This is a genomic window from Gammaproteobacteria bacterium (assembly GCA_022450155.1).
Classification (GTDB): domain Bacteria; phylum Pseudomonadota; class Gammaproteobacteria; order Arenicellales; family UBA868; genus REDSEA-S09-B13.
Genome location: JAKUQR010000001.1, coordinates 103,997 through 130,696 on the forward strand (window position 1 = coordinate 103,997; position 26,700 = coordinate 130,696).

Genomic DNA, 26,700 nt, shown 5'->3' on the forward strand with positions numbered 1-26,700 from the left:
AGCACTACTCCTTGTTAACGGTCAGTCATTGTCCAGCAACCCCGCACCAGCACCCGACTCTCGGGAACGATCTGATTCCGCCACCAGTGTCAGCGCAGCCCAGGCCTCGAGCTGCTTTAACGAGCGGCCGCACACCTCCAGCCCTTCTGCGAGAGTCCTGCTACGGCACCGGCTGAACTCTTCCTTGCTGAGTAGACAGTTCAAGGTCCGCCTGCCCTGGTCAGGCTGGGATAACCAAAGGGTCACCTCGGACGCCTTGTGTGCTGTGACCGATTTTTGCTGGCTCACGGTGCCCAGCTGACAGGTTTCCTGGCTACAGTCTGCAATCGCAATCTGGCCTTGTAAGTGAATCATGAGCCAGGCGCGTCGATTCAGTCGATCGCAGGTCTGAGCCACTGCCGCCAGCACCAGCAACGGCACATCGACCGATAGGCTGGACCCGGTATCCGGAACAGCACCTGCCTGCAAGAGATCGCCCAATGCTGGCCCTGCAAATAACGCGGAGGCAGCAGTATCGGGTTTTGCGGTCTCAAGGACCAGCCCGCTCTCGCTATGCTGCAGTTGGATTGCTGACGTATTTGACGGCCACTGCGACAGGCAGTCCACGGCACAGGATACGCCGTCAAGACTCAGCGAATCAAGCCAGCACACCGCATCAGCGAGGTCTTCCGCGATTCCATGCGGCACACCGCGACCTACAGCCGCTTTCCGGACCGTACTGTACAGCTCACCTAGTGACTGACGCATCCAGTTGATCCGGGGGATACCGGTAGCCACCAGTCATCTGCGTCTGCCTTATCCAGTTCATCATACAGGGGTGCGCCCTGGTACAAGGTAATCCGGGTCCATAAATCTGACTTGGGATCAAACTTGGCTGCACCAAAAAACGCAAGTTTGAAACGCAGGATATCGAGCGGCAGGCATTCACTGCCAATCAGGTTATCCTGTATTTCCCCATAGGGATAACCATCAAGGGATTGTACCCGCCTTACAATCTGCCTGTGCTGAGGATAGGTGAGGAGAAACTCGGCCAGCGACTGCATCGGCAAACAAGATTGCAGATCCTGATAAAGCAAGTTAATGTCACGCGCGACTGCCAGCGGCATCTCGCGATCAGCACCTGCTTCTTCGTAGCGCAGTCCAAACCTGGGCTCGAGTTTGTTTTCAGAGACGTACCAGAAATAGCAGGTTTGCGATCTAGAGTCAAAGTCGATGTTCAGAGCCCAGTCATATTGATACTTAAGACGTTTGGTCATCTGTTCCACCGTGTCACTTGCATCCAGTTTATAGGTCTCATCAGCTGCCATCTTGTGAACCAGGTCCTGACAGTACTCGGGATAAGTCTCGATCAGAAGACTGACCAGAAGTTCTTGGCCCTCAAGACTGAGACTTTGTACGGATTTTTCATAAACCAAGTTCCACGGCTTGTCTGTCCCTTTCTGTAACTCTTCTTCGCCTAACCAGCTGGTAACTATTTCAAGATCGTATACGAGCTGATCGATGCGCTCGCTTTGGCGCTTATCATCGACGCGCCATTCAGCAACATGTTGTCTCGCCCGCACCAGTAGAGCGTGCAAACGCTCTGTCTTATCGGGCGCCACATCGCTCACCGAACGCACTCGCGCCAGCGCAGTCTCCTTGGCCATCAACCAGTTATTCAGCAGCCGTGGGTGAGTCACCAAAAAAGGCGCCATTCCCAGGCCAGTCGCATTACCGATACCCAGATGACGCTTGAGCGAGCGGTCTAAAGGCACATAACTAACTGGCGAACGTCGCCGGGCAATGTGCTCAACCAAGTCGGTGGTGAACATTCGTATCATATAGAGCGTGAGCATCTCGGCCTGGAAAGGACCTGCCAGCTCCGCTCTTGTTTCTATTCGGCTCCGATCGGCAACCCCGAATTTCCCGTTTCCGTAAACCGCAGTTGTTCGCATCAGATAACCGATTTCACTGATCAGTCTGATATCCGGCTGCCGCCCATTGGCTAACGATTCGCAGACATGCTCAAACAGACGCATACTGCGGTTGGCCCTTGCCAATACCAGCTCTGTCGCTTCAAACCGGCCTGCTTCCTGTTTAGGCACCGAATCCCTGAGTCGATCAATATCGTCGTGGCCGGGTTCACCATCGAAAAGAACAAAGGATGCGTCCCAGGCGGTTGCGATCACGCGGTCTGTACGCTGGTCGTCATTGAGTGCATTTGAAAAGCCAACCAGACTGTAGCGCCTCTCCGGACCGTGTGCGGTATACACCATGCAACCGTAGCCTTGATCATCGAGCTCGATGCGCGAAGGCCCCACCGACCACGCCTCGCTGTGCAGCCGACGAACCAGTGACCGCATAAAACTCAGACAACTTGGGAAACTCGACCCCATTCTTGCTAGAGAAGCCACCGTCGCGGGGGGGCGCAATGGGACAGCGGTCGTAGAAAGCGTCTCAGTCTCGTTCTGCACCATACGATTAAGCGAACTCCGTTACCCCAGTGGCCAGCGGGTCAGCCGCCAGGACCAAACGAGCGCTGGAAAAAATCGAGCCAATTGCCGCCCATAATGCTGTCTGCTTCTGCACCGGTGAAACCAACGCTTTCCAGGCCATTTCGGATATTCTGGAAGTCGGCATTGTTACCGAACCACTGAGGCTGCGATGGAAACCCTGACGCCGATACCGAACCCTCACCATAGTCCGTTTCGCGGGTCCAGCGCCCATTGCGCATCCAGTTCACGACACTGTCAGGCTGGTCCTGACACAGATCACTGCCCAAACCGACATGTTCTATACCCATTTTTTCAACCGTTTCTGCAACCATCCGACAGAACGAGTCTAATGTGCACTCGCCTGCATCCTTCAGATGGTGGGGGTAAAGCGAGACACCCAGCATTCCCCCACTTTCGGCTAAAGCGATTAGCACCCGATCTGACTTATTACGAAGTGTTGGGTGCCAGGCTGATGGATTGGCATGGGTAATCGCTATCGGACGCTCAGACAACTCTATGGCCTGGAGTGTAGATTTTTCCGCAGAGTGACTCATATCGATTACCAGGCCAACGCGGTTCATCTCCTTAATCACCTGATGCCCCATTCGCGTGATACCCGGATCCTCCTGCTCGTAACAACCTGTTGCCAGCACAGACTGGTTGTTATAGGACAACTGCATGAACCGAACACCCAGTTGATGACAAATCTCAATCAGCCCGATATCGTCAAGAATCGGTGAGCAGTTCTGAAAACCAAATATGATGGCGGTCTTCCCGTTCTTGTTTGCGTCAACTATGTCCTGGGCCGTACGACCCGGCACGATCCGGTCCGAATAAACCTGGAAATACCGGTTCCAGGTCTCGATATTCGATACGGTTTCCCGAAAATCTTCGTGGTAACAGATGGTGACATGCACCGCATCAACGCCGCCCTGCACCATCTGATCAAAGATAGGCCGGGACCAGTTGCAGTATTGCAGACAATCAATAGTGACCGCTGTACTCAAAACAATCTCCTACAACCAGTCGATCTGATAAGGATATATTGACATGCGTTCGACGCCTGTTCCGGTAACGATCACCTGTTCTTCGAGCTTAATCCCCTCCCGTCCGCCGTCGGAGCCTATAAAAGACTCGACGCACAAAGTCATGCCCGGAAGTACTTCTCCATCGTAGCCTTTGTCATCGAAATCCACCCAGTGCTTGATACTGGGGTATTCATCCGCAAGGCCGACCCCATGGATCAGGACCGAATAGCGGTTCGACAGAAACTCTTCGGGAATTTTCCAGCACCGTTCAGATACATCCCGAAACGTCAGGCCTGGCTTGAGAGCTGCAATATTGGTTTCGATCTGCTCATAGGCAGCGGCATACAGGCGACGCTGCTCATCGCTGGGTTGCTCGCCACATAACCACGATCGGGACATGTCTGAACAGTAACCGTATGGCCCAATCAGATCAGTATCAAAGCTGACCAGATCGCCACGCTCGATCTCACGCATCGAACACTCGCGAAACCAGGGATTCGTTCGCGGTCCTGAGGACAATAACCGAGTTTCGATCCATTCGCCGCCCAGCCGGATATTTGTCTCATGCAGCTTTGCCCAAAGGGCATTCTCGGTGATGCCCGGTTCCAGGGCCTCTTCCATGGCGCGGCAGCCCGCCTCACACACCGCCATCGATGCGCGCATCAGTTCGATTTCTTCAGCCGATTTAACGGCCCGCGCTTTCTCAGAAACCCCTTCGCCGTCAACCAGTTCCAGGCCTTTTTCGCGCAGTGCATCGGTCGCAATGAACGAAAGCCGGTCAACAGCAAGGCGCATATTTCCACCCCCATGACTGCGCATCAGATCGACAATCTGGTCAGCAAACACTTTCGCCCGAGACTCACTGAGATAGCTCGCTGCGAAGAAATAGAATGCTGGGATTGTCCGATAGTCATCGATCCCGGGTAACCCCTCGGCAAGATGAGGATGATTTGCGTAGTCGAACAGCACAACCGGACCATCCAATGCAACAAAAACGCAACGGGTCTCGTAATGCGAACACCAGACCTGCATGTTGGTGGCGTCAGTTGCATAACGGGTGTTGATCTGATCAAACAACAGCAACCCGGCAACATCCGCTAATACCATCTGCTGCCGCAGGCGTCCCAACCTGTACTGGCGCACTGTGTCGAGGTCAACGGGCGCTTGAGTGTATTCCATCGCACCGTGTTGACGGTATTTATGGGACTGCTTTGCAGCCGCAACAGACTCAATTGGCATATGTAAAAAATCTCTATAAAGACCCGAAGAACGTGAGCGCAATATACTCGGCACTGTCGGACGTCACAACCAGATTGTCCGTCGCACGAGCGGTCATCGTGAGTCAGGCACCGCTGCACCCCGCGACCTGTCATCCGGCAGCGAAAGTGCACCGACAGCCCCCAGAGTAGCCACGATTGCAGCCAGTGAGAATGCCGAACTGAACGAACCCGCCGCGTCGGCCATAGCACCCGCGATCCCGGGGGAAATCACCTGGCCCACACCAAAAAACAACGTGATAAAGCCAAGTGCGGCCGGCGCAAGCCTGGACCCGAAGAGATCGCCACAGGCGGCTGCCATGATCCCCGGGATACTCCACGCGGTAATGCCAAACATCACAGATGAAACGATGTACCCCGCATTACTTGGCCATAGGGATACCAGCGCATAGGCGACAGCTTGCACCAGATAAACGCTCAACAGAGCGTACCTGCGTCCGACCACATCTGACATGCTACCCCAGATCAGCCCGCACAGCAGGCTGCACCAACCCATCAGCATAAAGAGCCGACCGGCACCGGTTGTGGTGTACCCGCCCTCGGCCACCAGCATCTTGAAAAAGAACGTGACGTAGATAATGTAGGAAAAACCGAAGGCAATGTAGACCACACCCAGATGCCACGCAGTCTTTGATCGGTAGACCTGCGACCAGTCCGGGCGATCATTCGCGGACCCCTTACCTATTGCTGTTTCGCTGTCATCAGCAGCTATTGGGTTCAGACCTTTTTCAGCAGGGACATTCCGCAGCAGGAAAGCACCTGCTACAGCGAGTACCAGGGTAAAACAGCCAAACAAATACCAACACACCCGCCAGCCCGATGTGCCGAAAGCGTCCAGCAGGTGCGGCACGAGTGGACCCAAGGCAATCAGGGCAATGGATGAACCGCTGACTGCTATACCCGTCGCCATTCCCCGGCGTTTGCTCGAGAACCAGGCTGACACCACTCCGTAAACGGGTATGTTGGCCATACCGCTGCCAACCCCGGCTAAACCTCGCCAAAATCCTACCGCAACAAAACCGTCTGCCAGACCGGTCAGGATCATACTGAAGCCAGCCAACCCCAGGCCCAGCGCAATGACCCGGCGGGGGCCGTATCGCGCCGCCAGCACACCACCGAGCAGGCTGGCGATCAGATAGCCCACAACATGGGCCGTCGCCAGCACACCTGCCTGGGTATTGTCCATACCCAGATCGACCTGCATCGCCGGCAAGACGATGGAATATCCGAACCTGGCCAGTCCCAGGGCACCGAAAGCGACCAGTGTCGCAAGTACCAGAATCACCCAGCCGTAGTGCAGCACAGACGATGAGTGTGGTCTCATCTGCCCCGGTGTTCGTCCAGCCAGGTCAGTCCTTCGAGCGTACTGCCGCGCGGATTGTATTCACAACCCACATAACCTTCATACCCCAACGCATCTATCAGGCCAAACAGGTAGGCGTAGTTGATTTCGTTGTCATCAGGTTCATGCCGTCCCGGCACGCCCGAAATCTGGATATGGCTGACCAGCTCAAAGTGACGCTGGAAAGTTGACGCGAGGTCTCCTTGTTCCATCTGCGTATGGTAAAAGTCAAACTGCAGACCGACGCCTTCGCAACCTGCCAACTCGATCACGTGTCTGGCGTCCTCGACCGTATGGACCAGGTAATCGGGCACATCAATTGAATTAAACGGTTCCACCAATATTTTTGGTCCGCCCTGTCCGGCCCTTTGAACGGCATACCGAATATTGTCTACGTAGGTCGACAGCGCCACCTCGTGCGCTAAACCCGCCGGTATCAGCCCTGACAGCAGATGCATTCGAGGGCAACCCAGCCGGACGGCATAATCAAGGCCATAATCGATCTGCTCGCGGCATTGTGCCAGACGATCCGGAAATGCCGCGAGACCGCGTTCGCCAGTGGTCAGATCACCTGCTGGAAAGTTAAGCAGAATTAGCTCGAGACCGGTCGAATGCAGACATTCCCCGAGATCTTCCGGACTATGGTCGTAAGGGAACTGGCATTCAACTGCTGTGAACCCGGCAGCTGCCGCCGCAGAAAACCGATCGAGAAACGAATGTTCAACAAACAACATCGAGAGATTGGCCGCAAAATTCAGCATCTATGACTATTCTGTCGAGTGCAGCCCATAACTCCGAACTAGATGACGCCCCCGTCAGGCGCTGACGGCACAGGCTTCTTTTCGGGGACCACGCTGCGCGCCACCGATGCATCCAGCGATTCGTAGTCGAAATAACCGATCACATCGTAAAGTTCACTGCGGTCGACCATGTCGTCGATAAACTGATGCGTGGTGCCGGTCCGGGCCAGGTCCTGGTACAGCCGGTCCATCGCCCTCGCCGCGATGCGCAATGAAGACGCCGGCCAGATCACCAGGCGGCATCCCATGACTTCTAGCTCGGAGGCTGAGAAGTAGGGTGTGCGACCGAACTCTGCCATGTTGGCCAAAACCGGAGCGCCTACACGCTGCGTTATGGTTCGTATACTCACTTCATCTTTCAACGCATCAGCGAATACCAAATCTGCCCCGGCCTCGACATAGCGATTCAGGCGCTCGATCGCGGATTCCAGGCCTTCGCCATCTACTGCGTCGGTACGCGCGATAATTCTGAGATGGGATCGTGCTTTTCGCGCTGCGGCCACTTTTGCGCACATGTCTTCAGTCGATATCAACCGCTTATCACTAAGGTGGCCACATTTTTTAGGCATTACCTGGTCCTCAATCTGCATCGCTGCGGCACCGGCACTTTCCAGTTCCTGAACGGTACGCATCACATTGATCGCTTCGCCGTAACCTGTATCGGCGTCAACCACGAGTGGCAACTGGGTGGCCCGGTAGATCGACCGGACATGACTACTCAATTCCTCCAGAGTCATGATTCCGAGATCCGGCAAGCCCATGCTGCCGGACACTGCTGCACCCGACACATACAGACACCCGAACCCGGCCCGCTTTGCGAGCAACCCGGCAAGAGCGTTGTGGGCGCCGGGAATTCGAACGATACCCGGTTGCGCAATAAGCTGTGTCAATCTGTCGCCGGGAGTTTCCTTGTGTACATCGTTGTCAGTCAGCCACGTCATCTGTTTCCCTCGGTCGGTTGAATCTCATGTCGTTAGCGCAAGGATATGCGAAAACTTGCCTTTGGGTCAGCTTTTAGGCCCAATGGACGATCGAGACCGAAATTCCAACTATTTATAGCACTCATGCCCCAATATAAAATTCCGGCAGTTTTTATGCGCGGCGGCACCAGCAAAGCACTGATGTTTCATCTGCACGACCTGCCCGCCCAGCAACATCTGTGGCCAGACCTGTTTATATCTGCTATCGGCGCTGATGACCCTTACGGACGGCAACTGAACGGTATGGGTGGCGGGGTATCATCGCTATCCAAGGTTTGTGTGATATCCCCTTCAGACCGACCCGATACCGATGTGGACTACCGGTTTTTCCAGCTGTCCTCCCAAAACCGCGTTGTCGATTCCTCAGCAAGTTGCGGCAACATGGCCGCAGCCGTTGGTCCGTTTGCTGTGGATGAAGGCCTGGTTTCGGTGAATGGCGACCGCATCTGTGTGCGTATCTTCAACGTCAATACGGACCGCATGATTCGTTCAACATTCTCGCTGGATGAAGGTACGGCGGCCGTCAATGGTGACCTCTGCCTGCCCGGCGTCGCCGGTTCAGGCGCACCGATCCACCTGGAATTTGAAAATCCCGGTGGCGGCGGTACCGGCAAACTTCTGCCTACTGGACGGCCTACAGACGAATTACAGACTCAGGGCGCCCGGTTTGAGGTGTCAATGGTGGATGCCGGTAACCCCTGTGTATTTGTGCGAGCACAAGATCTGGGTCTGGCCGGCAGTGAGTTGCCCGACACTCTGTCACAGTTCAGTGAGGTCCTGGACACGCTGGAAGCAATTCGTCTCGGTGCCAGTGTTGCCATGGGCATCGCGCAAAACATCGATCAAGCCTCAGCAATACCCGGAATCCCCAAAATAGCGCTTATATCTTCCCCAGCCGATTCGGTGACCTTGTCAGCAGAAACTATCCGCAAGCACGACTGCGACCTGGTGCTCCGGATGATTTCAGTCGGCCAGCCGCATCGAGCGATGCCTGTTACCGGTGCTCTGTGCACTGCTGTTGCGGGTCGAATCGAGGGGACACTGGTGAATCAGTTAACTAAGACGCGGCCAATAACACAAAGTATTCGCATTGCGCACCCATCCGGGGTAAGTGAGGTGAATGCCGAGGTAGTCCGGCAAGGCGATGGTTGGCATTCCCGTTCAGCCAGCATTAACCGTACCGCCCGGCGACTGATGGATGGGTATGTTTATGTGTCGACAGCCAACCTGGATACCGGAAACTTTGATTCAATCGGCTGTTAAAAACAGCCTCCCCCGAACTTGCCGAGACCAGCAGGGCTCAGCCACCCTGAATGGTCTGTCATCTAACGAATTCAGTAAACACCGAGGGCCCTTAAGGACTGATCAAGTGCATCGACAAATTGATCGAGCTCGGCCTCACCCATTGGGGTCGACAATACGCCGAAAAGACCGCGACTGCCGAGCAGAACACCGCGTGACAGCATTTCGCGGTCGAGACCGGTAAGTTCCGGCCCACTCTCCCGACACTCGATCAGCTCGCGAAAATCTACCGGCCGGCGGGCACTCAACAACAAAGAAAACATAGAGCCACGCCCGTTGACCTGATGTTGAACGCCACGCTGTTTGAGCATCTCCGATAAGCTCGCACGCAACGTATCACCCAGTTCGGCCAGCCGGGTGTACTCATCCTGGGTCATCAATCGCATCGTCTCGTAGCCCGCTGCCATGGTGACGGGATTCCCGTTATAGGTGCCTCCGTGGTGTACTTTCTCGCCGAGGCGATGATCGAAGACGGACATGATTGCTGTACTGCCGGCAACCGCACCGACCGGAAAGCCGCCACCGATGATCTTGCCCATCGACATCAGGTCCGGTGTTATTCCATTGGCGTGACCGGCACCCCGGTAGTCAATCCGAAATGACATCACCTCGTCGAAGATCAGCACCACGCCGAACTCCCGGGTCAGTTCTCGCAGTGTCTCGAGAAAGCCTTCGACAGGCGACAACAACCCCAGGGCGGCAGGCAGCGGGTCAATCAGTACCGCGGCCAACTCATCGGCACAGTCTTCAATAAGCTGGGCACAGATTTCCGGCCGGTTCCAGGGCAGTGTGACCACATCCTTCCCGAGGTTTGGCACCATGCTGGTTTCCAGTGTCGTCTGCGGACTATCCAGTGCACCCCAATTTCCCGGCCGTGAAGAATCACTGGCCTGTGCATAGTCATAGATACCGTGGTAACAACCTTCGAATTTTGCAATTTTCGAGCGACCGGTATAGGCACGGGCCGCCCGGATGGCGAGCAGCACAGCCTCGCTGCCGGAATTACAAAAACGAACCTGCTCGGCGGCAGGTATTCGATCCACCAGCAGTTCAGCCAACCGTATGTCGTACTCCGTCGGCAATGAAAATGAAGTGCCATTGTGGATCACCTTACTGACTACAGCGGTTACATCGGGGTCCGAATGGCCTCGGATCAGCGCTGTGTAGTTATTTATAAAATCAATCCTTTCCTCACCCTCCACGTCGGTTACCCGGCACCCTCGGCCCAATCGTGCATAGACCGGATAGGGGTCCATAACGATCGTGTGGCGGGAATTACCGCCTGGCATAACCGCAAGGGCCCGGTCGTAAAGTCGTTTGGATTCAGACTGTTGATCCAGATAAGCCGACATTTCCATTCTCTGTTCTCCAGGCTGCCCGGGGTTCGAATCGTTCAATCGGATCTTCACTCTCAAAGGTCGATCACGATATTTCCATAGTCATCCAGGCTGGCCTTAGCCCCGGGTGGGACGAGACACGTCGCGTCATACTCGTCGATGATACACGGCCCTGAATGCGACTTACTGAGTGCCTCACGGGCAATGACCGGTGTGTCCATCCAGGCATGTTCCCGGCCAAAGTAGGCCTGCCTGGGTTTACTCTGCTGATTCGTGTTTTGTACTGCATGCAACCCTTCCGGTACACGCGAGACCGTAGATAGTCCCTGCCCGACCAGTTCCAGATTGACCAACTCTACAGGCTCATCCGGACCTGCTCGATGCCCGTAGGTTCTCTCGTGTTCGTCACCAAACGCATCCTGCAACACTTCCAATGCTGCTTGGTCAATCGGCCCCTCAGGCACAGGAACGCTGAGTTCATAAATCTGGCCCTGGTAGTGCATATTGGCTGAGCGGATCAATCTGCGTTGCTCAGGCGGGAACCCATCCAGTGAAAGCTGGTTGTCGGCCTGCGTTTCCAGGAGTTTCCAGCTCGACTCCAACTCGACCGGATCAGCGCTCTGCAGCACTCGTCTGAGTGTCTGCGAGTAATGGTGCTCGACCTCCGCACACAACAGGCCAAAGGCAGAAAAGACGCCCGGGGCGGGTGGCACCAGTATTCGTCGCATTCCCAGAATAGTCGCCATAGCCCCTGCAAACAGCGGCCCATTACCACCGAATGCGAACAAGACGTAATCCCTGGGGTCACGACCCCGCTCGCTGGACACAGACTTGATCGCCCGGATCATGTTGGCCGACGCGATCTCATAGGCACCATACGCAGCTTGCTCAAGCTCCAGGCCTAACGGCCCGGCAATCGTATCAGCAAACACTTTTTTGCTGAGTTCTGTATTCAGGGGTAGATCTCCGCCGACCAGATGGTCAGGATTCAGGTAACCCAGAATAGCGCAGGCGTCTGTCATGGTTGGCTCGGTACCGCCTTTCCCGTAACACACCGGACCGGGTGTCGCACCGGCGCTTCTAGGACCGATCTGAAGTGCACCGGCCGGATCCAGCCAGACGATTGAACCGCCTCCTGCACCGACTTCAGCCAGATCAATGGCGGGCACTTTCAAACGGTAACCGGACCCCGTCAACAAACGAGAACCCGCCATGATGCCACCACCGACACTGTACTCAACGGCACGGGAATACTTGCCGTTTTCTATCAGCGATGCTTTGGCGGTTGTACCGCCCATATCGAATGTCACAATGTCACCGAGTCCGAGTTTCTGACTGAGGGCATGAGCGCCCACAACCCCGGCTGCCGGACCCGACTCGATAATATGACAGGGCAAAGAGCGGGTCTGGTCTACAGTCGTCAGGCCACCATTTGACTGCATCAGTAACAACGGTGCCTGTATACCCTCATCCTTTAATCTGGCGACAAGTGAATTCAAATAGCTTGCGATAACCGGCAGCAGATACGCATTGATGACCGTTGTTGAGGTTCGCTCATACTCCTTGATCTCGGGCAGCACGTTATAGCTGATACAGCAGGGTAGATCGGGAGCTGCCTCTTGTATCACCTCAAAAATCAACTGCTCGTGAACCGGATTGGCAAACGAATTGATCAAACAGACAGCTATCGCTTCTACACCCTCGGCCAGCAGTCGTTCAATAGCCTGTCGGGCATCAGCCCGGTCCAATGGTTTCTCGATTTCACCGTCGCGATCTATTCGTTCATCCACTTCCACGCGAAGATACCGCTCCACCAGTGGTGGCGGTTTTTCCCATTTCAAATCGTACAGTCGAGGCATACGCAGCGTACGCAGTTCCAATACATCCCGAAACCCCTGGGTGGTGATCAACCCGGTCCGGGCACCGGTCATTTGCAATATGGTGTTCGAGGCAACCGTGGTGCCATGCATGATCTCAGACACGGTGAAATCCTGGCAGTCCACTGATGTCAGCAGCTCACGAATACCCGTCACGATTCCACGGGCATAATCATCTTCAGTCGACGAGACCTTGCGCGTCATGATCTGACCACTGGATCCCACCAGCACGACGTCGGTAAACGTCCCGCCAATATCAACACCCAGACGGTATGAAACCTGCTGAGAACTTGTTTTTTGAGTAGACAACGTCATGAATCACTCCAACTGATGTCTGCCACTGGACCATCTCCCCTGGCTTCACGAAGACTGTTCCTCAGCTCGCGGGTTGCCTCCTTGTCGACACTAAGGGCCTGCAGGTCAATGACTACACCATACTCATTTGATGCCCCTTCCGGGGTAACGTATTCGTTTCTGACATCCTCCAGAACCCTTGCCGGATCTCGTTCGAGTGGATCTCCCCAGCCACCGCCACCGGGTAACTCATGCCGAAATACGTCACCCTTTCGAAGAGTCATCGTAAATTTTGAATCCAACAGTTCGGCGGCGCCGTCGGGGTTCATCATGTTCTGTGACGACTTACCCGGTTTCCCGCCGTACAGACCGTAAGGTCTTATTTTTCTCCGATCGGAACGCACCTGTAGCACGGCCTCATCCTCAAGGAACCGATAGTCGCGACGATACGGCACCCCACCTCGGTATTTACCGGCACCGGCCCTGTCCGCTATCAGTTCATAACGCAGGATCTGCAGGGGATTCTGGGATTCGATCAACTCCACTGACTGCGATGCCATATTCGCAAACATGTTTGAATTACCCTGGACCCCATCTGCCCACGGGCGCCCACCCCAGCTGCCACAGGCAAAATCAACAAAAATGAAAGGACGCCGAGCACTGTCGTACCCACCAATACTGAGGCCGGAATTCCCGCCATCCGACGCTGCTCCCACTTCATCCGGCAACATCATCGCCAACGCACCGAATGCACAGTCGCCCATTCGAAACCCGGTCAACCCCCGTGCGGCACAGGCTGCGGGCAGGACCATATTAGTGATAGTCCCTGGAGGCGCAGTCACTTCAATCGCCCGGAAAAGACCCTCATTACACGGGATGTCATAGTCGAGCACCGACCGGATTGCGGCATATGAAACTGCCTTGGTGAAAGACAATGTACAGTTGATCGCGCCTTTGACCTGGGCGGAACTGCCCTCCCAGTCTACGCAAATGGAGTCATTCTGTTTCGTGATTGTGCAATACAGACGTATTGGCTGATCGCGATCAATTCCGTCGTCGTCTATCCAGTCTTCAAACTCGAAAACACCATCAGGCAAGTTCCGCAAGGCCGCCCTGGTCAGTCGCTCAGTGTGATCGATCAACTCCTGCATGTAAAAGCGGGTCGTCTCTTTACCGAACCGTTCAACCAGCTCTATGAACTGTTTTTCCGCGATCGCACACGCCGATAACTGGGCGCGCAAATCACCGAATACCTGTACCGGTATACGAACGTTTTTCTCAATAAGCCGCCACATCGTGTCATTCGGTTTTCCAGCACTGAACAGCTTAACCGGTGGTATTCTCAGACCCTCCTGGTAGATCTCGGTAGAATCCGACGCATTCGAACCCGGTACACGACCACCGACATCGGCCTGGTGCGATATGGTCGCTGCTATTGCAAGCCGCTCACCTTCGACAAAGATCGGCTGGAAAATAAAGACATCTGGAAGGTGCATGCCGCCCGCATAGGGATCATTCATGACAAAAATATCACCGGGGCAGATATCATCGCCAAAGTGTTCGAGGACCGACTCCAGGGCTGTGGGTATAGAGCCCAAATGGAGGGGAATCGTCAGTCCCTGGGCAACCAGCTTTCCCTGCGCGTCTGTAAACGCAGTGGAAAAATCCATGTTATCCCGTAGAACACCGGAATAAGTCGTTCTGCAGATCGTTACTGCCATCTCATCTGCGATCGACAACAGGGCATTTTTGAATAATTCGAGCGTGACTGGATCTGATTTCATAATCTACGCACCATTTCTCTTCCTGATCTGGTCTTATAGACTGTCCTATATGACAATTCAACATTCTTCGTTTATCGACTAACATGAACATGACTGACTCCGTGCACCGTCCAGCCGACTTTATTTATGAGCAGGCGCTGATCTGGGACAACCATGCGGGATTTGAGAGTCGCCCCGATGTCGACCTGTCCCAACTCAATCACTGGCGTGACAGTGGTGCCAGTTTTGTCTCAGTCAATGTGGGCTACGATGTAAGACCCTGGACCAATACCGTCCACACACTGGCCTATGTTCGTCGTTGGATCGCAGCACGACCCAATGACTACTTGCTGGCCAAAACCGTGGACGATATTCTGCAGGCCCGATCTGACGGCCGTCTGGCCATAGCCTTCGATATCGAGGGTATGGAAGCCCTGGATGGAAATATCGACATGCTCCAGCTCTACTACAATCTTGGCGTACGCCAGATGCTGTTTGCCTACAATCGTAACAACCGCGCCGGTGGCGGCTGCCACGATGAGGACATCGGCCTGACAGCGTTTGGCAGATCAGTTGTAGAGGAAATGAATCGCATCGGCATGCTGGTGGACTGCTCCCACAGCGCCTACCTCACCACAATGGACGCGATGGAACTGTCTGCATCACCGGTTACGTTTTCTCACTCAAACCCTAAAGCACTCTGTGACCACCCCCGTAACATCACCGATGACCAGATCCGGGGCTGTGCAGCCACTGGCGGTGTAATCGGCATCAACGGGATCGGGAAGTTTCTTGGAGACTCAATTGATCCGGAAAATTTTGTCGATCACATCGCGTACACCGCCGACCTTGTTGGCGCTCAGCATGTTGGCGTTGCTCTGGATTACAGTGATGGAAGCGACGATCTGCAAGACGCCATAACCGGGCAATCAAACTTCTGGCCGCCTCAGTGGTACAGCGGGACGATGGAGTTTATGGCCCCCAACCGGTTGATTGACGCGGTTGACATTATGTTACGCCGAAACTTCTCGAGCGAAGACATTACGGGAATACTCGGTGGTAATTTTTTTGCGCTCGCTCAGCGTGTCTGGTTATGAGTGCGACTAACGACCAATTATTACCTTAAACGAACCCAGAGGCCGCCATGTCACAGTCAGGACTTATGCAGGGATTTCCGCCCAGTCCCAAAAATCAGGTCACAACAGAGAACTGGCGAACATCACCTTTTAGCAGTTGGGCATTTCGTAACATTCGCCAACTGCTGCCAACAGCACCGATCCATGCCAGTCGGAACCATCAGTGGGGACTCTCTCGAACACCCAGGAATCTAACGGACTTGCCATTTCAGGACATCCAGAGCAAAGAAGCTACTCTGGGCAAATTTCTCATTGACAACAACGTAGACGGCTTTATCGTTTTCCACAATGGTGCCATCGTTTTTGAACATTATGACCACGGCCTGCTACCAAATTCCCCACACATTCTTTTTTCGGTTTCAAAATCAATGACAGCGATCCTGGCCGGGATTTTAGTTGATAGAGGTTTTCTTGATCCCGACTCACCGATTACAGAATACATCCCTGAAGTCAATAACTCTGCGTATGAAAGTGCTACTGTGCGACATCTCCTGGATATGTCGGTCGGCATCTCATTTAACGAAGATTACGAGAATGAAGCCGACGACTTCGCGCGCTACCGCATGGCAACGGGCTGGATTCCGCGAACCGAGCCAGGAGCCCCGGACAATCTACGATCATTTCTACCCACTTTAAAAAAAGAGGGAGACCACGGAGTCGCATTCCATTATGTCTCTCCCAACACTGACCTTCTGGGATGGGTGCTTGAACGCGCCAGCGGGCTCCCGTTTGCAGAACTTTTCAGTCAGCTAATCTGGCGGCCTATGGGTGCCGAATACGATGCTTACGTCAATGTAGATCGTTTGGGTGCACCGCGGTCCGCGGGCGGTATCTGCGTGACGCTGCGGGATTTTGGTCGTTTCGGACAGATGTGTCTAAACATGGGCCTCGCCAATGGGCAGTCAGTCGTACCGAACTGGTGGCTCAGGGATATTCGCCAAAATGGAGATCAGGCCGTATGGAATGCGGGCAACTTCGCAGAATTTATGCCGAATTGGCGATATCGGAGCAAGTGGTACATCTCTCCAATCGGGGTTTACGCCGGTCTCGGTGTATTCGGGCAGTTTCTCTATATCTATCCCGCCGCGGACGTGGTTATCGCGCGGTTCTCATCCCGACCAAAAGCACTCGACCCCATTGATAAGGATTCAAGCTACTTGGCTTATGAGGCGATCTGTGAGCTACTCAACCGTTGATGTCACATCACTGTGCGTTCAAAGCCCGACCGGTAACCCCATCTCACCGAGGTCCCACCAGATACCGGTCATAATCTGTAAGGCCTCGCGACTGACACTACCCAATAGATGTTCGTCAGCTGCGTGCTGGGAACAGCCGCTATAGGAATGCGGTACCCAGATTGTTGGCAGGCCCAGAATCTCAGCGAATACATCGTTGGGCAATGTGCCTCCTAGATTCGGGATGACTGCAACTTTTTTTCCAGTAGTGGTCTCTATGGATGCGATCACCCATTTCACCCAGGGATGATCAGGCTCCAGCCGGGTCGCTCTGGCTGCCTTGCCTTCGGCAGACAACACCACGCTGCTCAACCCATGTTCGTCCAGAAACTTCCGCAGTGCGGGTAACAACTGTTCAGGGTCGGTGGGGACCACAAAGCGCACCTGACAATGGGCAGAGGCCTTCGGAGGAATCGCATTCGCCGGGTTTTTCGGGTTACCTGTCTCAAACGCCAACACCTCAAAAGAATTCCAGCCAAACACCTGCTCGGGTGGTGTCAACCCGGGTTCTCCCCAGTGGAGATCAATTTCGGGGCTGTTTTCGTCTTGGTCTATTGTCAACTCGCCCAACACATCCTGAACCGAACTCGGTATTTTATCCGGGCGCCACTGTGGCACTTTGATTTCACCGGTGGATGACGTGATCGCGGCAATTGCATGCGCCAGAATAATCCCGGGATTCGCCAACAACCCACCCCAGTTGCCTGAATGGTGACCACCTTCACGCAGATCGACTGTCATATTGAAGTTAAATGCACCTCTTGACCCCATAAAAACAGTCGGTCGCGCTGGCGCGATGCGCGGTCCATCTGATGCAATAAATACATCCGCAGACAGTCGATCCTTGTTTGCCGCGCAAAGTTCGCGCAGCCCGATCGATCCGATCTCCTCCCCGGTTTCGATTAATATTTTAATGTTGAACCCAAGTCGGCCCCGTTCTTCCAGCACACATTTGAGTGCGGCCAGGTTGATCGTGTGCTGGCCTTTATTGTCCGCAGCACCCCGACCGAACCAGCGATCGCCTTCACGAGTCAACTGCCAAGGGCTCAGGCCCTGTCGCCATTCGTTGTCATAGCCGCATACCACATCGCCATGACCATAAGTCAGCACTGTATGCAGTGCAGAATCCTCATGGCGTTGTGCCAGAAGAATTGGGCCACCACCGGTTATCGGATTCTCTTCAATCACAAAGGTAAACCCAATCTTACGCAGTTCCTCCCCAATTTCATTTTCCAGATACCGATACAGTTCAGAGCGCTGCTCAGGTACCTGACTTTCAGTCCGAATACTGACCCTGCGATGGAGGTCTGTGAAAAACAGATTCTGATCGAAATAATTTTCGATTCGCTCCGTGGCTTTCGTTCGACTCATTATCAGATCCGCTTAACAGCCTAAGTGGGATACTCTGCTCTCATGGCACAGCCAATCTCCTCTGGCTGCTTAATGACCCTGCAGACCGGTGCTGCACGTAGCGACACGGACCGACGATAAACATATAACATATCAATGGCCGTGCATACATGAGGTAATCGGTTTTAGACCTAAAGCCATCAGAAGACCGAACACACTAAAGCCAGTGACGAGCAAAAACGCAATGTCGTAGGTACCCATCAGATCATAAATCCAGCCGGTTAACCATGGGCCAACCGTACCCCCTATAGAGCCTACGAACATCACGATACCGAAGATCACGCCGTGTGAGCGGGTGCCAAAATACTCAGCGACGCTCGGTGATGCGACGGCAAAAAACCCGCCATGGGCAATGCCATAGATCAATGCAAACGCAAACAACCAGTTTGGACCTGGTAAAAGCTGCAAGAACAGCACACTCAGAAATAACAACACAAAAGCGATCGTAAGCGACCACTTCGCACCGAGCACATCAAACGCCGCACCCAACGTCACTCTTCCCAGAATACTGCAACCCCCGATAACGGAGAGCAGCGTCGCCGCAGTGGCCGGCTCGAGCCCTTGATCAATCCCATGCGGTACGATGTGAATAATTACCGTAAACAGACAATACCAATCGGCGAGTTTCGCCATTGAAATCAGCCAGAACTGTCGGGTCCGTAATGCCTGTTTCAAGCCCAGACCCATTTCTTGTGTTATATCCGTGCCAGTTTGGTCTTTTTGCTCACCGCCCCAAGGCTTAAGACCCAACGACATCGGATCACGCCGCATAACCTGCGCTGCGACCAGCATCACAATCAAGGCAACTACACCCACCACCATGCTGGCTTCCCGCCAGCCATAATGGATCACTAGAAACGACGCTAACAACGGCACGATGAGCTGGCCGATGCCTGCGCCAGTCTTAACCAGACCGGACATCAAGCCCCTGCTTCGCTCAAACCAGCGCGCCACAGTCGACAGCGTCACCACATCGTGAGCAGCTATCCCCAAACCACAGAACAGCCCATAGAAAAGATAAAGGTGCCATATAGAAGTCATCCGTGACATCAGAATAAAGCCCAGTGCAAATACAACCGTCGACACAGCAAGCAGGATTCTGGGCCCAACCCGGTCATTGACTCGGCCCATGGCAATACCCAGGACCCCCATGATGGCAAACATGGTCGAAGAGGCGCCCGATATCTGGGCCCTAGACCAACCAAACTCATTTTCGAATTCAGGGAACAGCACACCAAAGGTAAAAAACAAACCCAGGTACATCATTTGCGTAACCATGCTCGCGCCGACAATATAGTGACCGTAAAATATTTTTGAGGTACTCATCGGAAATCACATTTCCCGTTAATTGTGTCGCGAGCCGTTACTAGATGCAGCGTGCTTGACAGAGCTGGCACAATCGGTGAGACAATTTAGCAATTATCGGTGTGCTTTATTTTATCGAGATCCGGTGCATGACCCGCTTGAATCCTTGATAGTCATTGATTGGATTGTGCTGGGTGCAGCGGTTATCCCACATCGCCATCGACCCGACAGCCCACTGGAACCGGCAGGTGAATTCCGGGCGGGTCTGGTGGAAAAACAGATAGGTCAGTATCGGCTTGCTCTCTGCTTCGGTCATATCCTTAAATCGAATGGAGTGACCGTAATTCACGAACAAAACTCGACGGCCGGTTTCCGGATGGATTTTCACTGCTGGGTGCTCAGACTCCAGCACCTGCTGGGCATTGGCGGCTGCACCGGGCAATCTGTCCTCCCGACTCCGGGCGGCACCAGCCTTAGCGGAACTCTGAACAACTTTCAGATTCTCTAGCATGCTCTTCATTCCTGTCGACAAAGTCTCGTAAGCCAGGTACATGTTTGCGAACAAGGTATCCCCGCCGACCGGTGGCAATTCTTGGGCCAACAACAACGCCCCTGTAGGCGGGGACTCAAGATACGTGGTATCAGAGTGCCAGATCCCACCAAAATTATGTTTTTCGTGCGGCAGTTTGATCACCTCTACAACTTCCGGGAATTCTTCCATCCCCTGAATCATTGGATATTCCACAGGCTCTCCAAACCGTCGAGCAAATGCCAACTGTTCGGCGGGTGCGAGAAACTGCCGGTGAAAAAACACGACCAGATGTTCTAACCAGGTTTTTCGGATTTCGTCAACGACCTGATCAGGCAGTTCGGCCTTACAGTCAACCCCGTGGATCACGGCGCCCAAAGCCGTGGAGAGCGGTTCGACCCGGATGTGCTGATAGTCAGACATCGGGAGAGGTATTGATCAGTTGCGATACTCGGGCTCTTCGCGGTCGAGAATCCGCTTCAGCGCCTTAAAATGCCGGTCCGCAATCAGGGGTAGTTCCGGCCCCATCTGTTTCTTCGTTGCCGCCAAGAGCGGTTCGCTGATGGTGCGCAATTTACCTCCGGTTGAACGCGCGAGCACCTGAAACATCGACGCACGTTCCAGGTAATAAAGATCGGTAAAAGCCCGGGCAACCGATTCACCAACAACGGTGACTCCGTGGCTGGCCATGAACAGAACGTTCGCATCACCCATCAGGCTGGCAAGCCGATCTCCTTCTTCCCGATCAAGTGCAAGACCGCTGTATTCGTCGTCATACACAATTCGGCCGTCGAACTGCAGAGCATTCTGTTCACACATCTCGAGGCGGCCATTCTCAATCAACGTCAGAGCGGTGGTATACGGCATGTGGTTGTGCAGCACGACCATCGCACTGGGCACCTTGACATGAATCCGGCTGTGAATAAAAAATGCCGTGTCTTCCACCGTATTCTCACCCTCAAGCACGTTTCCCTCGGAATCGGCCAGAACCAGCGAAGACGCAGTAATCTCCGACCAGTGCCAGCCGTAGGGGTTGATCAGGAATCGGTTTCCCCGGACCACGCCGTCTTCGTCCGGAACGGCCATGGAGAAATGATTGTCAACACCCTCTGAAAGGCCCAACCGTACAGCCCAGCGCAGTGCAGCCGCGAGGTCGACTCGCCCCTGGCTGACCTGGGGTTCGGGATCTGTGCTTCCAGGTTTTTCGACCGGTATGGGTGTTCCCATATTCTGACTCCTCTTCATCGAGCCGCCCAGAAAGGCACTGGAGTTTAGACACGCTTCTGTGCTTCTTCGTCCGTTCAGTGTGAAGCTTTGGACCCTGGTTATCAAGCCACGGGCCGGACCTGTACCAGACCCCGTTCAAATCGCACCCGGGTGGTGCGGTCCCGGGAAGTCGCGAATTGTCAGTCCGAACCACAGGTCGTCGCGAGACTTCAGGGCGATTGCACGGCAGACCGATCGCCGTCGGCTTCAACCCTGGGTGCGAGAATCGTATCACTGACGGTTTGAACCGAAAGCGTGGCACGAAACGACGGCATGGTAGGTGACCGACCCCCGAACGACCTGACATAGTTGTCCAGCATCCACATGTACCCATCCTGCCTGGGATCGCTCAACTCCTTCAGCTCATCGTGCTAGCCTGTATCGATTGCAGAATCCAGCCGGTTCCAGTCCCAGAGGTGCAGTGATGCCTTCGTTCCCCATAGCGTGAATTAGACCGTATCTGGGGTGTTTCGCTACAGTGTAGCAATAGGCAGATGAGTGCGTGATCCCACAACTGATCGACGAGGAGCCCTGCCCCCGACGCAATCCATCCATTTTGCAACGATAACGGACCTGTAGGAGATTGATGCTCTAGTGCGGGCAATAGATGGCCGCCATGGATCCCTGGTGACTCGTTGTGCCCTGCAGGTCGCCTCGTTGGTCTTTGTCCGTCCGGGTAAGGTGCGAGATGCAAAGTGGACTGACATTCATTTAGAACGAGCTGGCTGGCGTATTCACGTCGCGAAGATGAAGCGAGACCACATCGTTTCACTTTCTGACCAAGCCATTCAAATACTCGACTCAAATCTAGCGGTCTGCATGCAACAAATACCCGCTTCTGCTTTCGCTGAATCGGGTCTGTCACCCCCTTTAGCTAGATTTAGGAGCTCCGGCAAGCGGTCAACTCGACGCTATGCGTATGCCAGTACAATAGAATTGTGAATACGAGGAAATTAGATGATTTTTGCGACATTTTACCCTACCTGAAGTAGAGGAGTAGGATAGGCAACCTGAGTCGTGTTCTTTCCATCTGTTTGTCGCTGATTCTATTGGTTGATGACGCATGAGCAACGGAAACCAATGAGGTTTAAATCGCTAGTCGCTGTAGCCTGTGGTGCTAGGTTATACGTCGTTGACGGGATGCCGGTAGTGCTGGCAAATCACTAACCAAAGCTGGACTCCGGGGGTGAGATCGTTTATCTGCTCTTGTTTATGATTGGAGTGGCAACCGCGGTCAGCGCCGTAACCTACTCGGCTTGGAATAGACGGAAACGCCGTCTCCGTAGAGATCATCGGGCCTTGAGATGACGAAAAAGCAGAGAGGTTTACGGTGTCAGTGGGAAGTTGGGAGTAGAGGCGTAGAATGGGCGTATGAAGCGCCTGTTTGGCATTGTAGTTTTCATGTTGAGCGACATAGTTCAAGCGAATTCCGTTGTAGTAGCCAATCTATTTGATGATCCTGTAGCAGTCGAATGGGGCGGTCTCGAAAACAGTTGTACCTTGATCGGTATCGTGGATTCGACTCCCGCCCTCTCCGCCAAATCAAAAGTTTGGAGTAAATAATGAATCTGGAACTTAACGGGAAAAGTGTTCTCATCACGGGTGCTTCAAAAGGGATCGGTGAAGCGACGGCGGAAGCATTCGCGCGGGAAGGATCCAGCATTATTCATGTCACCGCCCGCTCCAGTGATCTACTCGACAAGCTCAAGTCCAGGATTCAGTCGGCGCACGATTGCGAGGTCCATACCTACCCATTGGATTTGACAGATGTGGCCGAACGAGACAATCTGATAGCGTCAGCGATCGACGTCGACATCCTGGTCAATAATGCTGGTGCCATACCCTCTGGCTCACTTGAGGTGGTTGATGACGCGGCATGGCGACAAGGTTGGGAACTCAAGGTTTTCGGTTACGTGAATATGTGCCGCACGTTCTACAAGCACATGGCTGATCGTGGTCACGGAGTCATCATTAACAACATTGGCAACTCGGGCGAGAATCCGGATATTGATTACATCGCTGGTTCGTCAGGCAACGCAAGCCTGATGGCGTTTTCTAGGGCGCTTGGCGGGCACAGCCTGGATCACGGGGTGCGTGTGGTGGCAGTTAATCCTGGCCCAATTGACACCGGGCGAATGGAAAAGATGCTCAAACAGCGAGCTGGGAAGATGCTCGATGACGAGGGTCGTTGGCGGGAACTACTTGCGCGATTTCCGGGTGGGCGGGGCGGCACTGCTGAAGAAGTCGCGGATCTAATCGCTTTCCTTTCATCCACGCGAGCCGGATTTATTTCTGGCTGTGTAGTGACGATCGACGGCGGCATCACCGCTAGGCGATCCGTTGTTTAGTCGACATTGATGGCGAAAATCGCCTGTGCTTTTTCTGGTAACGTGCAATAGCTATGCCTACAACTCAAGCACTCATAGTTGATGGTCGTAGTTTCAGGTATGGGAAAAACATGACCGAAAGACGTGCCATGATGATGGGTAATAAAACACTAACTCTCAAAAAATACACAGACACGAGTAAAACCTTGAGGTATCCAGCAATAATGGCTAAAGCTATCTGCAGTCTGGAAAGTTCACAGTGTTAATGGGGTGCTAGTAGTGATGGAAGAGAAGAAATGAAACACCTCTATTGAATGACAGGCGCGTAGGTTATGGATCGCCGTGTTGAAAATGCTAGAAATTGAGAGACACATCCTTGTGATGCGAGTGGCAAACAGCGACGTATTGCGCCTGTTCCGTCGTCATGTAACGCTGTAGGCGAAGGCCAATTGAATTTTTGAGGAGATCATCATAAACCAGGAGGTCACCAAGCAGCTCAGCCTTAGCCCGTGACCGCCACGTAACTTCCGCCTCAAACAACCCCATCCCTTGAGACAAGAGATTGAGCGCTTTATCGGTCTTAGGTGTCTTTTTCTTGAGCGCACGTCGGGCCTTTGAGAGCTTGGATTTGACTTTACCGCTACCGGCAACAGCGCCAAGTTTCTTCTCAGCGGCCTTAATCGCGGCGATTGCCGCTTCCGGCGACGAATCCTGGACCGTCCGCTTGAGGTTCGTGAGTTCCTTATCCAAAGCCGCCAATTTGTCGGCATCCTCGATGAGACTTCGTAGCTTCACTACACTCTCGTAAGCACTATCGACGCTCTGTCGATAACGGATCCGTGCCTTCTTCAACACCTTCGCACGCTCGACGAACCCATCCCGTGCACCCTGCCACGATGCCGGCACCTGAGAAAGTTGGGTATTGCGCTCTTCACTCAAGACTGCAAATTCTGATTCGAACTTAACCTTCTCTGATTCCGGGCCATCATATTCGGCAGACCAGTTCCGAATTCTCCGCTCAAGTTCCGCGAGCCGCTTGTCAGCGAGACGTGCCCGTCGCTGCATGCTGCGCACCTCGCGATGCAGCGGCCGATATTCGGGAATGTACGCGTCCAAAGCATTTCGAGCCGCTATAACATCATCAACCAACACCGACACACCCATTACCACCTCAAATCCAGCGACCAGCGCCTTCTGCTGAGATTCGGGTAGATAACTGATATCAAGGCCTTTCGCACGGGACACACCAGCCAACAAGGTCTTACCTTCGCTGTCGTAATAGGCGAATACATATTCCTCCAGGCATTCCTGCAACTGGGGATTCATCGGTGGGGGCGCCGTTTCTGAACTGAGGTGGATCCGATTGGGCAGGTAGTTAACGAGACTCGGGTAATAACCGGCGATCGCAAGACCGACAAGTTGGAGGAGAATAAATGGCACAGCGCCCTTGTAGATTTCAATCGTTTTAACCACTGCCGACGCAACGCCCCGAAGGTAAAACAGCGCAAAACCAAAGGGTGGGGTCAAAAAAGAAGTCTGGATATTGATTCCGATCATCACACCCAACCAAACTGCCGTGATATTCGCTGACGGATCAGACAAAAGAATCGGCGCAATGATCGGTACAACGACCACTGCGATCTCGATGAAGTCGAGGAAAAACCCGAGAAAGAAAATGACCGCCATAACAACGATGAACTGGGCCCAGAATCCCCCTGGCAGGCTACTGAGAAAATTGCGCACCAGTTCTTCACCGCCAAAAGCACGAAACGCGGAGGTGAGCATTGCCGCACCGATCAGGATAATGAAGACCATCGAGGTGGTCTTCGCGGTCTCTACCATCACACCATGCATGGTGTTGTCGATCTTTAACGTGCGCCAACCGCTCCAAACCACACCCGTGAGGAGTACCGCAGTCGCTATCCCCGCCAGTATGAGACCTATAACCTCATCAGCAGTTCGGATGAATTTTATGTTCAGGTCATAAATGCTCAGGATCACCAGTAGCGCGACGAGCGCACCCGTCGCCAATACGGCTGGGACATAGGTATACTTCTGGCCTCCAGCCAGTCGATAACCGGCCATGACCATCGCACCAATTGCGCCGATCGCGCCAGCCTGATTCACCGTTGCGATGCCCGCAATAATTGATCCCAAAACGGCGAAAATCAGGACCAGTGGTGGTACCAGGGCAAGAAACACCCGTTTGGCAAACTGTCGATCAAACTGACCTTCATAAGGCACTGGTGGTGCAATATGCGGGCGAATGAATGACGCGATCAGGATATACGCCATGTACAGCGCGACGAGGATCAATCCGGGGATGAGCGCACCCATGAACATGTCACCGGCACTGGCCGGAGTCACGTCATACTCGCTCGGCATTGACATCTGACCGGTACTGAATCTGTACTCGGCAAAACGTATGCCATTAGCAACGTCGCTCGCCCCCGATAACTGATCGGCCAGGATGATCAGTACGATGGACGGCGGGATAATCTGTCCCAGCGTACCGGATGCACACACCGTTCCGGTAGCAAGAGTGTGCGCGTACTTGTGCCGCAACATCGCCGGCAGTGAGATCAGCCCCATTGCGATGACGGTGGCCCCGACAATGCCCGTTGTCGCTGCCAGCAACGCCCCGACAAAGACTACCGAGATACCGAGTCCACCGGGAATCGGTCCGAACAACTGCGCCATCGTCACTAACAGGTCTTCAGCAATGCGAGAGCGCTGCAACATGATGCCCATGAAGACAAACAGCGGAATGGCAATCAGCGTATCCCGCTCTACGTCCCAGTACAGGCTGCGAAAATTGGTCACCCCGGCGCTCAACCATTGCACTGGACCTCCCTGTGAGAAATACGCATCGATGTCACCTGCGAAAATCCACCCACACAGCGCAGCCAACCCAATAGTCAAGATAGCTGAACCCGGTAGGGAAAACGCCACCGGAAATCCCGAACTCAAAGCCCCGACCATAAGGAGGAAAAGCACTGCCAGGAACAGGAGTTCCAT

20 protein-coding genes are annotated in these 26,700 nt (G+C 54.0%); 4 read left to right on the top strand and 16 right to left on the bottom strand.

Annotated elements, in window-relative coordinates:
• Positions 1-21: 21 nt before the first annotated feature.
• The 7 genes from MK323_00510 to prpB all read right to left on the bottom strand — a co-directional run bounded on the left by MK323_00510 (position 22) and on the right by prpB (position 7,862).
• Positions 22-747: a DUF3726 domain-containing protein gene (locus MK323_00510; protein MCH2480648.1), complete on the bottom strand. Its 726-nt coding sequence runs from the start codon at positions 745-747 to the stop codon at positions 22-24.
• Complete coding sequence (locus tag MK323_00515; GenBank protein MCH2480649.1) at positions 732-2,342, bottom strand: hypothetical protein; 1,611 nt, start codon at positions 2,340-2,342, stop codon at positions 732-734. Before MK323_00515 ends, MK323_00510 begins: the two co-directional genes overlap by 16 nt.
• Before the next feature lie 152 nt (positions 2,343-2,494).
• Positions 2,495-3,415, bottom strand: coding sequence for a dipeptidase (locus tag MK323_00520; GenBank protein MCH2480650.1), 921 nt, complete (start codon positions 3,413-3,415; stop codon positions 2,495-2,497).
• 75 nt (positions 3,416-3,490) lie between these two features.
• On the bottom strand, positions 3,491-4,741 hold the full coding sequence (locus MK323_00525) for a Xaa-Pro peptidase family protein (protein MCH2480651.1): 1,251 nt from the start codon (positions 4,739-4,741) through the stop codon (positions 3,491-3,493).
• Positions 4,742-4,834: 93 nt separating this feature from the next.
• The gene (locus tag MK323_00530) at positions 4,835-6,103 is read right to left on the bottom strand and encodes an MFS transporter (protein ID MCH2480652.1); all 1,269 of its coding nucleotides are present in this window, start codon (positions 6,101-6,103) and stop codon (positions 4,835-4,837) included.
• The gene (locus tag MK323_00535) at positions 6,100-6,882 is read right to left on the bottom strand and encodes a TIM barrel protein (protein MCH2480653.1); all 783 of its coding nucleotides are present in this window, start codon (positions 6,880-6,882) and stop codon (positions 6,100-6,102) included. The genes MK323_00530 and MK323_00535 overlap by 4 nt, the downstream gene beginning before the upstream one ends.
• Positions 6,883-6,920: 38 nt before the next feature.
• On the bottom strand, positions 6,921-7,862 hold the full coding sequence (prpB, locus tag MK323_00540; GenBank protein MCH2480654.1) for a methylisocitrate lyase: 942 nt from the start codon (positions 7,860-7,862) through the stop codon (positions 6,921-6,923).
• A 123-nt stretch (positions 7,863-7,985) separates the two neighbouring features.
• On the opposite strand from prpB, the gene MK323_00545 reads away from it, so the two are divergent.
• The gene (locus MK323_00545; protein ID MCH2480655.1) at positions 7,986-9,164 is read left to right on the top strand and encodes a PrpF family protein; all 1,179 of its coding nucleotides are present in this window, start codon (positions 7,986-7,988) and stop codon (positions 9,162-9,164) included.
• A 71-nt stretch (positions 9,165-9,235) separates the two neighbouring features.
• On the opposite strand, the gene MK323_00550 is transcribed toward MK323_00545, so the two are convergent.
• From MK323_00550 to MK323_00560, 3 genes are read right to left on the bottom strand one after another with little or no spacing between them, the layout of a single operon-like run.
• The gene (locus tag MK323_00550) at positions 9,236-10,561 is read right to left on the bottom strand and encodes an aspartate aminotransferase family protein (GenBank protein MCH2480656.1); all 1,326 of its coding nucleotides are present in this window, start codon (positions 10,559-10,561) and stop codon (positions 9,236-9,238) included.
• A gap of 53 nt (positions 10,562-10,614) precedes the next feature.
• The gene (locus MK323_00555) at positions 10,615-12,732 is read right to left on the bottom strand and encodes a hydantoinase/oxoprolinase family protein (GenBank protein ID MCH2480657.1); all 2,118 of its coding nucleotides are present in this window, start codon (positions 12,730-12,732) and stop codon (positions 10,615-10,617) included.
• The gene (locus tag MK323_00560; GenBank protein MCH2480658.1) at positions 12,729-14,495 is read right to left on the bottom strand and encodes a hydantoinase B/oxoprolinase family protein; all 1,767 of its coding nucleotides are present in this window, start codon (positions 14,493-14,495) and stop codon (positions 12,729-12,731) included. Before MK323_00560 ends, MK323_00555 begins: the two co-directional genes overlap by 4 nt.
• 89 nt (positions 14,496-14,584) lie before the next feature.
• On the opposite strand from MK323_00560, the gene MK323_00565 reads away from it, so the two are divergent.
• Together MK323_00565 and MK323_00570 are read left to right on the top strand one after the other, a co-directional pair.
• Complete coding sequence (locus MK323_00565) at positions 14,585-15,571, top strand: dipeptidase (GenBank protein ID MCH2480659.1); 987 nt, start codon at positions 14,585-14,587, stop codon at positions 15,569-15,571.
• A 47-nt stretch (positions 15,572-15,618) separates the two neighbouring features.
• Entirely contained in the window at positions 15,619-16,806 is a 1,188-nt protein-coding gene (locus MK323_00570; protein MCH2480660.1) for a beta-lactamase family protein, read from the top strand.
• Between the two features lie 18 nt (positions 16,807-16,824).
• Here the strand turns inward: MK323_00570 and MK323_00575 are convergent, their stop codons facing one another.
• From MK323_00575 to MK323_00595, 5 genes are all read right to left on the bottom strand, one after another.
• The gene (locus MK323_00575; GenBank protein MCH2480661.1) at positions 16,825-18,216 is read right to left on the bottom strand and encodes a M20 family metallopeptidase; all 1,392 of its coding nucleotides are present in this window, start codon (positions 18,214-18,216) and stop codon (positions 16,825-16,827) included.
• Between the two features lie 132 nt (positions 18,217-18,348).
• The gene (locus tag MK323_00580; GenBank protein MCH2480662.1) at positions 18,349-19,581 is read right to left on the bottom strand and encodes an MFS transporter; all 1,233 of its coding nucleotides are present in this window, start codon (positions 19,579-19,581) and stop codon (positions 18,349-18,351) included.
• A 106-nt stretch (positions 19,582-19,687) separates the two neighbouring features.
• A complete protein-coding gene (locus tag MK323_00585; GenBank protein MCH2480663.1) occupies positions 19,688-20,512 on the bottom strand; it encodes a TauD/TfdA family dioxygenase in 825 nt (274 codons plus the stop codon).
• A 15-nt stretch (positions 20,513-20,527) separates the two neighbouring features.
• Positions 20,528-21,316, bottom strand: coding sequence for an aldolase (locus MK323_00590; protein ID MCH2480664.1), 789 nt, complete (start codon positions 21,314-21,316; stop codon positions 20,528-20,530).
• Positions 21,317-21,525: 209 nt separating this feature from the next.
• Positions 21,526-21,708: a hypothetical protein gene (locus MK323_00595; protein ID MCH2480665.1), complete on the bottom strand. Its 183-nt coding sequence runs from the start codon at positions 21,706-21,708 to the stop codon at positions 21,526-21,528.
• 1,209 nt (positions 21,709-22,917) lie between these two features.
• Here MK323_00595 and MK323_00600 point away from each other — a divergent pair.
• Entirely contained in the window at positions 22,918-23,703 is a 786-nt protein-coding gene (locus tag MK323_00600; GenBank protein ID MCH2480666.1) for an SDR family oxidoreductase, read from the top strand.
• 333 nt (positions 23,704-24,036) lie between these two features.
• On the opposite strand, the gene MK323_00605 is transcribed toward MK323_00600, so the two are convergent.
• Complete coding sequence (locus MK323_00605) at positions 24,037-26,700, bottom strand: TRAP transporter large permease subunit (GenBank protein MCH2480667.1); 2,664 nt, start codon at positions 26,698-26,700, stop codon at positions 24,037-24,039.

Coding starts and splice junctions, on each gene's coding strand:
- MK323_00510 (MCH2480648.1), bottom strand. CDS start 747: ATGCGTCAGTCACTAGGTGAGCTGTACAGTACGGTCCGGAAAGCGGCT.
- MK323_00515 (MCH2480649.1), bottom strand. CDS start 2,342: ATGCGGTCACTGGTTCGTCGGCTGCACAGCGAGGCGTGGTCGGTGGGG.
- MK323_00520 (MCH2480650.1), bottom strand. CDS start 3,415: ATGGTGCAGGGCGGCGTTGATGCGGTGCATGTCACCATCTGTTACCAC.
- MK323_00525 (MCH2480651.1), bottom strand. CDS start 4,741: ATGCCAATTGAGTCTGTTGCGGCTGCAAAGCAGTCCCATAAATACCGT.
- MK323_00530 (MCH2480652.1), bottom strand. CDS start 6,103: ATGAGACCACACTCATCGTCTGTGCTGCACTACGGCTGGGTGATTCTG.
- MK323_00535 (MCH2480653.1), bottom strand. CDS start 6,882: ATGCTGAATTTTGCGGCCAATCTCTCGATGTTGTTTGTTGAACATTCG.
- prpB (MCH2480654.1), bottom strand. CDS start 7,862: ATGACGTGGCTGACTGACAACGATGTACACAAGGAAACTCCCGGCGAC.
- MK323_00545 (MCH2480655.1), top strand. CDS start 7,986: ATGCCCCAATATAAAATTCCGGCAGTTTTTATGCGCGGCGGCACCAGC.
- MK323_00550 (MCH2480656.1), bottom strand. CDS start 10,561: ATGGAAATGTCGGCTTATCTGGATCAACAGTCTGAATCCAAACGACTT.
- MK323_00555 (MCH2480657.1), bottom strand. CDS start 12,732: ATGACGTTGTCTACTCAAAAAACAAGTTCTCAGCAGGTTTCATACCGT.
- MK323_00560 (MCH2480658.1), bottom strand. CDS start 14,495: ATGAAATCAGATCCAGTCACGCTCGAATTATTCAAAAATGCCCTGTTG.
- MK323_00565 (MCH2480659.1), top strand. CDS start 14,585: ATGACTGACTCCGTGCACCGTCCAGCCGACTTTATTTATGAGCAGGCG.
- MK323_00570 (MCH2480660.1), top strand. CDS start 15,619: ATGTCACAGTCAGGACTTATGCAGGGATTTCCGCCCAGTCCCAAAAAT.
- MK323_00575 (MCH2480661.1), bottom strand. CDS start 18,216: ATGAGTCGAACGAAAGCCACGGAGCGAATCGAAAATTATTTCGATCAG.
- MK323_00580 (MCH2480662.1), bottom strand. CDS start 19,581: ATGAGTACCTCAAAAATATTTTACGGTCACTATATTGTCGGCGCGAGC.
- MK323_00585 (MCH2480663.1), bottom strand. CDS start 20,512: ATGTCTGACTATCAGCACATCCGGGTCGAACCGCTCTCCACGGCTTTG.
- MK323_00590 (MCH2480664.1), bottom strand. CDS start 21,316: ATGGGAACACCCATACCGGTCGAAAAACCTGGAAGCACAGATCCCGAA.
- MK323_00600 (MCH2480666.1), top strand. CDS start 22,918: ATGAATCTGGAACTTAACGGGAAAAGTGTTCTCATCACGGGTGCTTCA.
- MK323_00605 (MCH2480667.1), bottom strand. CDS start 26,700: ATGGAACTCCTGTTCCTGGCAGTGCTTTTCCTCCTTATGGTCGGGGCT.